Origin of the sequence: Rugamonas apoptosis (assembly GCF_014042355.1) — a bacterium.
Lineage (GTDB): Bacteria > Pseudomonadota > Gammaproteobacteria > Burkholderiales > Burkholderiaceae_D > Rugamonas > Rugamonas apoptosis.
Genome location: NZ_JACEZU010000001.1, coordinates 271645 through 282312 on the forward strand (window position 1 = coordinate 271645; position 10668 = coordinate 282312).

General features: G+C 67.5%; 9 protein-coding genes. 4 read left to right on the plus strand and 5 right to left on the minus strand.

Annotated features, from left to right (window positions below):
• Positions 1 to 74 precede the first annotated feature (74 nt).
• On the minus strand, positions 75 to 1658 hold the full coding sequence (locus tag H3H39_RS01150; protein WP_182151424.1) for a DUF3369 domain-containing protein: 1584 nt from the start codon (positions 1656 to 1658) through the stop codon (positions 75 to 77).
• A 301-nt stretch (positions 1659 to 1959) separates the two neighbouring features.
• Between H3H39_RS01150 and H3H39_RS01155 the strand changes: the two genes are divergently transcribed.
• Positions 1960 to 2454 carry a chemotaxis protein CheW gene (locus H3H39_RS01155; protein ID WP_182151425.1) on the plus strand — a complete coding sequence of 165 codons (495 nt, stop codon included), beginning with the start codon at positions 1960 to 1962 and terminating at the stop codon, positions 2452 to 2454.
• A 12-nt stretch (positions 2455 to 2466) separates the two neighbouring features.
• Here the strand turns inward: H3H39_RS01155 and H3H39_RS01160 are convergent, their stop codons facing one another.
• A complete protein-coding gene (locus H3H39_RS01160) occupies positions 2467 to 3483 on the minus strand; it encodes a J domain-containing protein (RefSeq protein ID WP_182151426.1) in 1017 nt (338 codons plus the stop codon).
• A 134-nt stretch (positions 3484 to 3617) separates the two neighbouring features.
• Positions 3618 to 4793: a class I SAM-dependent methyltransferase gene (locus H3H39_RS01165; RefSeq protein WP_182151427.1), complete on the minus strand. Its 1176-nt coding sequence runs from the start codon at positions 4791 to 4793 to the stop codon at positions 3618 to 3620.
• 73 nt (positions 4794 to 4866) lie between these two features.
• On the opposite strand from H3H39_RS01165, the gene H3H39_RS01170 reads away from it, so the two are divergent.
• From H3H39_RS01170 to ttcA, 3 genes are all read left to right on the plus strand, one after another.
• On the plus strand, positions 4867 to 5727 hold the full coding sequence (locus H3H39_RS01170; protein ID WP_182151428.1) for an SDR family oxidoreductase: 861 nt from the start codon (positions 4867 to 4869) through the stop codon (positions 5725 to 5727).
• A gap of 96 nt (positions 5728 to 5823) precedes the next feature.
• A complete protein-coding gene (locus H3H39_RS01175; RefSeq protein ID WP_182151429.1) occupies positions 5824 to 6222 on the plus strand; it encodes a dihydroneopterin aldolase in 399 nt (132 codons plus the stop codon).
• Positions 6219 to 7142 carry a tRNA 2-thiocytidine(32) synthetase TtcA gene (ttcA, locus tag H3H39_RS01180; protein WP_182151430.1) on the plus strand — a complete coding sequence of 308 codons (924 nt, stop codon included), beginning with the start codon at positions 6219 to 6221 and terminating at the stop codon, positions 7140 to 7142. The genes H3H39_RS01175 and ttcA overlap by 4 nt, the downstream gene beginning before the upstream one ends.
• On the opposite strand, the gene H3H39_RS01185 is transcribed toward ttcA, so the two are convergent.
• Together H3H39_RS01185 and H3H39_RS01190 are read right to left on the minus strand one after the other, a co-directional pair.
• Complete coding sequence (locus tag H3H39_RS01185) at positions 7117 to 8907, minus strand: M14 family metallopeptidase (RefSeq protein WP_311196820.1); 1791 nt, start codon at positions 8905 to 8907, stop codon at positions 7117 to 7119. The genes ttcA and H3H39_RS01185 overlap by 26 nt on opposite strands.
• A 156-nt stretch (positions 8908 to 9063) precedes the next feature.
• Positions 9064 to 10584, minus strand: a complete 1521-nt coding sequence (locus H3H39_RS01190) for a S41 family peptidase (protein WP_182151431.1) — start codon at positions 10582 to 10584, stop codon at positions 9064 to 9066.
• Positions 10585 to 10668 lie beyond the last annotated feature (84 nt).

A 10668-nucleotide genomic window follows, 5' to 3' on the forward strand; every position in this document is an offset into this window, starting at 1 on the left:
GTGGCACCGGCGTGCCACGGCGTGGCGCCAGCGTGCCGGCGGCGCCACGCGGGGCGGCGACGTGCAGTCCGGGTTCAGTCCGGCGTGTGGCCGATGCTGGGGTCGCTGTGGATCAGGTCGATGAGGGCGGCCACCACGTCCGGGTCGAACTGCTTGCCGGCCCGTTCCGTGATGTAGTTCATCACTTCCGTATGCGGCCACGGTTCCTTGTAGGGGCGCTGGTGCAGCAGCGAGTCGAACACGTCGACCACGGCCACGATGCGGGCCGAGAGCGGGATGGCGCGCCCGGCCAGGGCGTTCGGATAACCGTGGCCATCGTAGTGCTCGTGGTGGGCGCCGGCGATCTCGGCGCCGTAGGTCAGGTAGCTGACGCCGTCGACCATGTTGGCGGCCCGTTCCAGGATGGTGCGGCCCACTTGCGCATGGCTTTGCATCTGCACCCGCTCCTCGGGCGTGTGCAGGCCCGGCTTGAGCAGGATGTGGTCGGGCGTGGCCACCTTGCCCACGTCGTGCAGGATGCTGGCCAGGCCGATCATGTCGATCAGCTGCGGGGTCAGCTCGTCGGGGCAGGCGCCCCGCTCCTTGAGCCGCAGCGCCAGCGCGCTCGACAACTGCTGCACGCGCCGCACGTGCCCGCCCGTGCCGCTGTCGCGGAACTCGGCCAGGTCGGCCAGCGCCACCACGGTCGCTTCCTGGGCCTTGCGCAACTGGCCGAACATGTACAGGTTGTCGAAGGCGGCCGCGATACGCTGGCAAAACACTTCCAGCAAGTCGCGCTGGATCTGGGCCAGCGGCCACGGCGGCGTGACGGAGATCGCCACTTCCCGGTTTTCCTGGGTGTGAATGAACAGCACGTTGGCCGGATGGTCGAACTGGCTTTTCTTTTCCGCGAACGCCTTGGCGATGGTGGGCCACAGCGGGTGGCCGGTGGGCATCAGTTCAGTGTCGTTCAAGGCCGCGTAGCCGCCCGTGGCGGCCACCACCGTCGTCACGCCGGTGTCGCCCTGCATCAGGCACAGCACGCCGTCCGAACCGACGTCGAGGATGGCCGACACCTGGTTCAGTACGCCGGAAGCGAATTCGCGCAACGAGTGGATCTGGTACAGATTGGTGGCGCCGGCCAGGATCTTGCCCAGCCCGATGCGGCTGCGCTCAAGCATGTTCAAGCTTTCATACGCGCGCAGCGCCGAGATCACGGTGGTGAACAGCTTTTGCGTGGTCAGTTCCGTCTTGGCCTTGTAATCGTTGATGTCGTATTCGATGATCACGCGCTGCTCGGGCGCCTGGCCCGGCTGGCCGGTGCGCAGCACCACCCGCACGATGCTGTTGTGCAGTTCCTCGCGGATGCGGCGCGCCAGGATCAGGCCGGCGTCGTCCGTCTCCATCACCACGTCCAGCAGCACCAGCGCGATGTCGGGCGTGTCGCGCAGGATGTCGAACGCCTCGCGGCCGCTATAGGCGGAAAACAATTCCAGCTCGCGGCCCTTGAAGCTCACGTTACGCAGTGCCAGCCGGGTGACGGCGTGCACATCAACGTCGTCGTCGACGATCAGCACGCGCCACAGCCGCTGGTCGGGCGCCGCCGGGCTGGTTGACGGGGCTTCGTCCTCGTCCTCGTCGATCAGCCAGTTCTCGTCGGCAGCGTTGGATTCGGTCATACATTCTCCTCAGGGGGCGGGTGCCGCCCGGCAGGCGGTCTCGCCGCCGCCTTTTGTCCTAGCATAATCAGATTCTTACAGCGTGACAACCCCTTACGAGGGGAACGCCGGCGGGGGCCGACAAAGTATGAAAAGATGCGCTGCCGCGCTCGTATTCCGGCACCGACTCTGCTACTCTTGCACGGCGGCGTATCAGCTTGGACGGGCCGCGGCGACCACGATAGGAACAGCCCGGCGGCACTGGCCGGCCGGCGACCGGTTCGCACCCGCGAACCGCCCTCACGACGCAAAGGACCCTAGCATGCAAGAACCTGCATCGGCCACCCTGTCCGGCAACGACATCGCCGGGCGCGAATTTCTCGCCTTCACCCTCGGCTCCGAGGAATACGGCATCGACATCCTGAAAGTGCAGGAGATCCGCGGCTACGAGACGGTGACCCGGATCGCCAACGCGCCCGAATTCATCAAGGGCGTGATCAACCTGCGCGGCATCATCATTCCGGTGGTGGACATGCGCATCAAGTTCCGGCTGGGCGAGCCGGTGTACGACCAGTTCACGGTGGTCATCATCCTCAACATCGCCGGACGGGTGGTGGGCATGGTGGTCGATTCCGTGTCGGACGTGACCACGCTCACGCCCGACCAGGTCAAGCCGGCGCCCGAGATGGGCACCGCCTTCAGCAGCGACTACCTGATCGGGCTGGGCACGATCGACGAACGGATGCTGATCCTGGTCGATATCGACAAGCTCATGTCGAGCGCGGAAATGGGCTTGAGCGACGCGCCCACCGCTTGAGCGCCAGCCGGCCTAGCCGTTGCTGGCCGTGGTGGTGGGCTTGGGCGGCGGGCAGCCGGCACCCAGGTCGATGTTCTGGTAGCGGATCTCGTACTTGCCGCTCAACAGCTTATCCACCACCAGCTTGTCACGCGCCAGCACGAACACATAGCGCACGTTGGCGTGGCGGTCCATGTCATACACCTTGATGAACACGGCCGACGGGTTGCTGCTGTTGTCGAGCAGCAGTTGCATGTCGTCGCCCTTGGCGGCCACCGGGAAACCGTCCACGTAGCCCGACTGGACCGGCCACGCTTCGCCGTTGGGCGCGCTGGCGGCCGGCGTGGCGCCTTCGCAGTCGGCCGTGGAACCGGGCAGCACGATCTGGGACAAGGCCATCACCTTGATGGGGGCCGGGCGTACATTGGCCGCCTCGGCCTGGTAGGGATGGGCCACGGCCCAGCTGTCGAGAGCCTCGGTGCGCGCGTCGGCGCGCGCTTCCGGCCGTGCGGCCAGCTTGCCGGGGACGCGCGGCGCGCGCATGGCGGCGTCGTCGCCGCCGGCCCCTTCAGCCTTGTCGCCCCAGGCCGAGGCCAGCACGGTGGCCAGCAACTGGGGCGTGCCCACCATGCTGACGCCGGCCGCCCAGCCCAGTGCCAGGCAGAGCGCCAGGCTGGTCCACCAACGCCAGTTGCGGCGCCGGCGCGGCAAACGCGGCTCCTCGTCCTCCGTGCCCCAGGCTTGCTGGGGCGCCTCGTGGCGGGGCCGGCCATGGCTGTCGCGGCTGTCCTCGTGGCGGGTGCTTTCCAGCCACTCGATCTCCCATTCCTCGGCAGCGATCCACTCGTCATGTTCCTTGCGGCGCTGGGGATCGGACAAGGTGCCGTAGGCGCTGTTGAGGATGGCCATGATGCGCGCAGCCTTCTCATCGCCGGGATTCTTGTCCGGGTGATATTTCTGGCTCAAGGCCTTGTAGGCAGCACGTATGACTTCCTGAGGCGCCATGCGCGCCACTTTCAGGTTGTCATAGTGTGTGTGTATCTTTCCCATCGTTCCATTCAGTTTTCAACAAGCGCGCCGCGACGGGTTTTCACGCTCAATCAGTCATCATAGCCGAGTTTTGACGGGAAATCGCATGGAATTCAAGGAGAAAGTGACGGCTGTTCCCGGTATGGTCAAACTGATCACAGCCGGTGGCAACGGTCGTGGGCCAGTATGGCGGCCGGCAATTGGACGCCGTGGCCCACCACCAGCACCTTGAACAGTTCGCCCATTTCGGCCGGCGACACCAGCTTTTGCAGGGCGTTGGCCTGCGGCAGGTAGCGGCGCGCGTCAGCCGGATCGGTGCGCAGCAGCAGTTCGCCGATGCCGGCCCCGATCAGGAAGCCGGCCTGGTTCATATAACCGAGCACCTCGGCGCCGCCGTCCTGGGCCGCCAGCGCCATGGCCGTGAAATCCACGTGGGCCGTGATGTCCTGCAGGCCGGGGTAATAGAACGGATCCGGGTGGGCATGGTGGCGGTAGTGGCACATCAGCGTGCCCGCGTCGCGCTGGCCCAGGTAGTATTCATGGGCCGGGAAGCCATAGTCGAGCAGGATGGCCGCGCCACCGGCGCCGCGCGCCAGCATGGCCGCCAGCGACGCCATGAAGCCGCAGGCCGCGCCGTGCACTTCCGTCGTGTAGCCGTCCGGCGGCCCATCCTGGTGGCCGAATTCAGGTGCGAATTGGGGGGCGACCTGGCGCGCCACCTGGGCCGCCAGCGCCGCGTCGGGCGCCGCCTCCAGGTAAGTGAAGCGCCCCTCCTCCACTGTCACCTGCAGTTCGCGCCAGCCGGCGGCCGTCTTGCGCACCAGTTGCACGGGCATGGCGTCCAGCACCTCGTTGGCCAGCACCACCCCATCCCACGCGTCGGGCAGGGTATCGAGCCACTCGACCTGGGGGAAGGCGCGCAGCGTCTCGCGCTGGCGCGCCCGCAGTTCGCCCGACAGGTCGACGATGGCGTAACGTTCCACGGCCACGCCGGCGGCGGCCAGTTCCGTCAGCACGTCCAGGGCCAGCTTGCCCGTGCCGGCGCCGAATTCGAGGATGCGCGGCGCGCTTTGGGCGATAATAGCGGCTGCCACCCGCGCCAGCGCGGCCCCGAACAGGGGCGACAGTTCAGGCGCGGTTGTAAAATCGCCATCTTTTCCCAGCTTGGCGGCGCCGCCGCTGTAGTAGCCCAGGTCGGGCGCGTACAGGGCCAGCTCCATGTAGCGGGCGAAGGAAATGGCGCCGGCGTGCCGTGCGATGTCGGCGGCGATCCGGTGCTGCAGGGCGTGCGACGCGGCCAGCGCGTCCGAGGTAGGTGCGGGTAGGGACATTTCCGCATTGTAGCGAATCGGCGCGCACGGGCGCCAGTTGGCCATCTTTATCCAGCGATTCAATGTAGAACCCATGACTGACTCACACCATCCTTCCCATCCAGCGACGGCGTCCGGGGCGCCGGGTCCCGCTTCGTCCGCAGCGCCTGCGCCACAGGCGGCCGTGGCGACCGGATCGCGCGCGCCAGCGGCGCTCGTGACGGGCGCCGGGCGGCGCATCGGGCGCGCCATCGCGCTGGCGCTGGCGCATGCCGGCTGGGACCTGGCCGTGCATTACCGCGCCTCCGCAGCGCAGGCGCGCGAGGTGGCCGCCGCCATCGAGGCGCTGGGCCGGCGCGCCGTCACGCTGGAAGCGGACCTGGCCGACGAAGCGGCCGTGCGCCAGCTGGTGCCGCGTGCCGTGGCGGCGCTGGGCGCGCTCGACTGCGTCGTCAACAACGCCTCGCTGTTCGATTACGACAGCGCCGCCGACTTCACGGTGGCCAAAATGGAAGCCCACATGCGCGCCAACCTGGCCGCGCCCATCCTGCTGGCGCAAGCCCTGCATGGGGCCACGCCGGACGGCGGCCAGGGCGCCGTGATCAACCTGCTGGACCAAAAACTGTACAATCTCAATCCCGACTACCTGTCCTACACCCTGTCCAAGGCCGCGCTGCAGACGGCCACCACCATGCTGGCCCAGCAACTGGCGCCCAAGCTGCGGGTGGTGGGCGTGGCGCCCGGCATCACGCTGGTGTCGGGCGAGCAGAGCGAGACCGGCTTCGTCCAGGCCCACCGGCAAACGCCGCTGGGCCGCTCCAGCACCCCGGACGACATCGCCGCCGCCGTCGTCTACGCGGCCGGCGCCCGGGCCCTGACCGGCACCACCTTGCTGGTGGACGGCGGCCAGCACCTGATGCCGCTGGCGCGCGACGTGATGTTCCTGGCGCAGTAGCGCCCCACACCACGCCAAGCACCATGCACCAAATGAATGCCAGCGACTGAATACTATTTATATCGTTTATCCCGTATTTCCGAAAGAAGGTAAATTATGTTGTCCGCTCTATCCCATCCGCGCCTGACCGATTGCCGGCGCCTGTTCCTGCGCAATTACGAAGTGCTGATCAATATCGGCGTGCACGACTTCGAGAAGAAAGGCGAGCAGCGCGTGCTGATCAACGTCGACCTGTACATCCCGCTGGCCCTGTCCACCCCCACCCACGACCAGCTGGAGGAAGTGGTGGATTACGACTTCATGCGCGAAACCATCGCGCGCCGCATGGCGCAAGGCCATGTGCACCTGCAGGAAAGCCTGTGCGACGACGTGGTGCGCGCCATGCTGGCCCACCCGCGCGTGCGCGCCGCGCGCGTGTCGACCATGAAACCGGACGTCTATCCCGACTGCGAAGGCGTGGGCGTGGAAGTATTCCAGATCAAGGACAACGTATGAGCGCCGTGATGAACGAAACCGCCCAGGGCGGCAAATCGGCCGAGAAGATCGCGCTGGAGAACAACAAGCTGCACAAGCGCCTGTGCCGCCTGGTGGGCCAGGCCATCGGCGACTTCAACATGATCGAAGAAGGCGACAAGGTGATGGTGTGCCTGTCCGGCGGCAAGGACAGCTACGCCCTGCTCGACATCCTGATGACGCTGCGCGAGCGGGCGCCGATCCACTTCGACATCGTGGCCGTCAACCTGGACCAGAAGCAGCCCAACTTCCCGGCCGACGTGCTGCCAGGCTACCTGACGGAACTGGGCATCGCCTTCCACATCGAGAACCAGGACACCTACAGCATCGTCAAGCGCCTGATCCCGGAAGGCAAGACCACCTGCTCGCTGTGCTCGCGGCTGCGGCGCGGCATCCTGTACCGCGTGGCCGATGAACTGGGCGCCACCAAGATCGCGCTGGGCCACCACCGCGACGACATCCTGGAAACCTTCTTCCTCAATATGTTCTTCGGCGGCAAGCTCAAAGGCATGCCGGCCAAGCTGGTGTCGGACGACGGCAAGCATGTCGTGATCCGCCCCATGGCCTACGTCAAGGAAGCCGACACGACGCGCTACGCCGAAGTGAAAGGCTTCCCCATCATCCCGTGCGACCTGTGCGGCTCGCAGGAGAACCTGCAGCGCAAGCAGATCAAGGGCTTGATGCGCGAATGGGACAAGAAATTCCCCGGCCGCGTGGACAACATCTTCTCGGCCCTGTCGACCGTGGTGCCGTCGCACCTGATGGACCACGCGCTGTACGGCTTCACCACCGTCAAGGCCGACGGCGTGCCCAACCCGCAGGGCGACATCGCGTTCGACGAAGACCCATGCGCCACGCCGACGGAGACCCCGGGCTTCATCCAGCTGCAACCGCGCGCTTAGAGCTTGCGCTCCGTGCGCAGCACCGGATACAGGTTGTAACGCTCGTCCCACGAGGCGTGGCGGCGGGCGAAGAATTCCAGCCGCGCCTCCGGACTGGCGGCGAAGGCCGGGTCGGGTCGGCGGCGAGCTTGGCGCGGAATGCGGCCGCCAGCGCCGGATCGGCCGCCATCTGCCCGCGCGCCACCTCCTCCGCCACATACGCTTCCATATATTCCTTGCGCTCGAAGGCGTTGTTGAACAGGCCCCAGGCCAGCAGCGAATCGACGTTGCCCGGTTCGAGCAGCGCCATCAGCAGGCGCGCCTTGGGCTGGGCGATGGGCACGAACAGCGCGCCCCTGGCCACGCTGCGCGTCTCGTCGCGCCAATCACCTTCCACCTTGAGCGACTGGCGTCCTTCGAACGATTGCGCGCCCGGCGTGGCGCGCTCGGCGCGGAACGCCTGCACCGGCGCGTTCTCCAGCGCCGCACCCAGCACCCGGTAGGCGATGCCGTGCAGGCGCAGCTTGGCCGCCACCATGTCGGCCTGCGCGGCCGGCACCAGGTAGCCGCCGCGCGGCGCGGCCACCCGCAGGTCCGGCACGATCTCGTCGCGCAGCGGCACGCTCCACGTCTGCGGCCGGCTCTCGTCGTACCGCGTCATCAGGGCGCCCGACACGTCGGACTGGGTGCGCGTGTAGGCGTAGCCGGGGAAATCGATGGTCTTGCTGTTGTAGGTGGTGCGGTAGCTTTGCGGCACCTCGGCGCCGGCCAGCGTGGCGCCGCGCGCATCGGCCTCGCGCGCCGTGCGCAGCCAGTCCTTGCCATGCGCGGCCACCTGCTCCAGCACCGACAGCACGGCGTTGCGCGTCACCCGCACCCGGGTCGGATAATCCTTCCACGAATGGGTTTCGACCAGCATGGCCATGCGGTTGCGCAGCATGAAGTAACCCATCGAATAGCGTGGCGAGGCCATTTCATCGACGAAGCCGGAAGCCGGATCGTCGGTCGCGGCGAACGACATGTAGTATGGCTTGGGATCGGAACCCTGGCGCTTGAGGTCCGCGATCACGCCATCGCGCAGCGCCGTGCCGGCCTGGCGCAGCGGCGCGTCGCCGCCATGCACGGGCTCCACCTGGATCGACACGTCGGGCTGGAACTTGGCGCCATCCGTCACGTGCAGGTCGACGTAGGCCAGCGGGTCCCACTGGTTGACCAGCGCCAGCATGGCCTGCATCTCGGGCGACTCGGCCTTCATGTAATCGCGGTTCAGGTTGTAGTTCTGGGCCGTGGTACGCCACCCCATGGCCACCGGGCCGCGCTGGTTGGGGCGGTTCCACTGGCCGAAGCGCTCATGGCCATCGACGTTGAACACGGGGACGAACAACAGCACCTGCTGATCAAGCGCGCCGGGCGCCGCCTTCCTTTCCAGCGTCTCGCGCAGCGCCAGGAAACCGGCGTCCTTGCCGTCGATTTCGCCGGCGTGGATGCCGCCCTGCACCAGCACCACAGGCAGGCCGCGTTGCCGGGCCTGCGCCGGCGTCAACGCGCCCGTGCGCGAGGCGGCCAGCGCCAGCATGGGCCGCCCTTCCGGCGTGCGGCCGTACTCGAAGCAGCGCACGGCCTTGGGATAGGCCTTCTGGAAGCGCGCGCACAGCGCCGCCACTTCATCGTAACGGCCCGTGTTCTGGAAGCCGGAACGTTCGGCGGCAGTGATCAGGCCATCGGTGGCGGCGGCGTGCGCCAACGGAGCGGCGGCGAAGACGAACAGCAAGGCGTTACGGAGCATGGACGGGCTTTCTGCGAAGTTGGAAAGGTGGAAAGGGCCGCGCTGACGGCCGGCGGCCGGCGCACGCGGTGCGGGAAATTATAGTCGGCATGGCCGCCGTGCGCAGGAGCCAGCCACGGCCCGCGGCAGGAAGCCAGGGCCGCTCAGCCCATGCGATCAACGGCCACCGGCGTTGATCGACAATTCCTCGACCGGCGAACGCACCAGCTGCATGGCGCCGGCCGGATTGCCCTGGTGGGCGGGGCACATGCCGCTCACGCCGTACGCCAGCGCCGCCGCCAGCATGCCTTCGTACGGATCGCCCAATTCATGCGAGAGATCGTCGCCGGCCTGGCAGGCGGGCTGGAAGCCGTCCGCGTAATCGCCGTAGCCCTTGTCATTCACGCCCTGGAACTGGATAGCGAAATAGGTGGTGCCGCAATTGTCCAGCGGCACGAAGGCGTACGGCTTGCCGCAGGTGGTGTCGCCGACCAGGTTCACTTCCACATCGATGCCCCGCAAACTGTTGATCACCGACTCGCTGGCCGAACAGGTGCCGGCCGTGGTCAGCACGGTGACCCGCTTCAAGCCAAGGTAAGGCAACGCGCTGCCCGGTTTGAGCGGCTGCGGCGCCGGGTAGCCGGCGGCCCTGGCGGTAAAGCCCAGCGGCGGCTGCGGCTTGACCCGGTCGCTGTGGTTGGAGCGCTCGAACACCTTGCCCGCCGTCGCCTCCGGGCCCGCGATCATATAGGCCAGCTCGCTGGCGATGGCCAGCAGGCCGCCACCGTTGTAACGCATGTCGAGCACCAGCTCGTCGATGCCGGCCGCCTTGAAGCCGGCCATGGCGTCCACCAGCGCCGCCTCGGCCACGCCGTTGTGCTGCTTGAACAGCAGATAGCCGACCTTGCCGGCGGCCGTTTCGATCACTTTCACATTCCGCACCGGCAGGATGCTGAGGCGGGCCGACACCAGGCTGACCTCGCGCGTGGCGCCGTCGCGGCTCAGCCGCAGACGGTGGGTCTCGCCGGCCGTCGCGGGAAACAGGCCGGCGTTGAGGCGGCCCGCCACGGCGCTGTCCGCACTGTCGGCGATGCGCTCGCCATCGACCTCCAGCAAGCGGTCGCCGCGGCGCACCCCGGCCAGGTCGGCCGGCGAACCAGGTTCCACCACCGTGGCCAGCCAGGTACGCGGCGCGGCCGGGTCGGCGTTGCGCTGCCAGGTCAGGCCGTAACCGAGTTCCACACCAGCGCTGGACATCGCGTTCCACGCCTCCGTGGGATAGGTGAAATGGAAGCGGTCCTTGGGCCGGCCAACGGCCGTGATGCGTGGCGTCTTGAGCACGTTAAACCAGGCGATCGGGGTCGGATAGTCGGCCATCTTGAGGCCGGTGGGGATCTCCCGGTACCACAAGTAAGTGGCGTCGATGACGGAGGTCAGCCAGTTCTGCTCGTCGGCCAGCGTGCCCTGCTTGTCGTCATAGAAGGCGCCGTTGGGCGCACGGCCCGTGCGCGGGTGCTGGCACACGCCGCGCAGCCGCAGCCAGTCGGGTGGGTGGGCCGGATCGATAATGGCCGAATCGCCACCCGGCGGAGCGGGATCGGCCGGCGCGTCGCCGGCGCCCGCGCTCCCCTGTCCACCGCAACCGGCCAGGGTGATGAGGGCGGCCGAGGCCAGGAGAACGGTGAATTTGCTGAGCATGGGCTTGCGCTGACGAAAAAGAGGCCGCGCGATTGTAGCGCGCACCGCGCCGCGAGATGGCGTTAATTACAATTACTTGCACAC

Excerpts from the sequence above, each read along its gene's own strand:
- H3H39_RS01150 (WP_182151424.1), bottom strand. The coding sequence starts at position 1,658 with ATGACCGAATCCAACGCTGCCGACGAGAACTGGCTGATCGACGAGGAC.
- ttcA (WP_182151430.1), top strand. The coding sequence starts at position 6,219 with ATGAGCGCCGTGATGAACGAAACCGCCCAGGGCGGCAAATCGGCCGAG.
- H3H39_RS01175 (WP_182151429.1), top strand. The coding sequence starts at position 5,824 with ATGTTGTCCGCTCTATCCCATCCGCGCCTGACCGATTGCCGGCGCCTG.
- H3H39_RS01185 (WP_311196820.1), bottom strand. The coding sequence starts at position 8,907 with ATGCTCCGTAACGCCTTGCTGTTCGTCTTCGCCGCCGCTCCGTTGGCG.
- H3H39_RS01190 (WP_182151431.1), bottom strand. The coding sequence starts at position 10,584 with ATGCTCAGCAAATTCACCGTTCTCCTGGCCTCGGCCGCCCTCATCACC.
- H3H39_RS01170 (WP_182151428.1), top strand. The coding sequence starts at position 4,867 with ATGACTGACTCACACCATCCTTCCCATCCAGCGACGGCGTCCGGGGCG.
- H3H39_RS01160 (WP_182151426.1), bottom strand. The coding sequence starts at position 3,483 with ATGGGAAAGATACACACACACTATGACAACCTGAAAGTGGCGCGCATG.
- H3H39_RS01155 (WP_182151425.1), top strand. The coding sequence starts at position 1,960 with ATGCAAGAACCTGCATCGGCCACCCTGTCCGGCAACGACATCGCCGGG.
- H3H39_RS01165 (WP_182151427.1), bottom strand. The coding sequence starts at position 4,793 with ATGTCCCTACCCGCACCTACCTCGGACGCGCTGGCCGCGTCGCACGCC.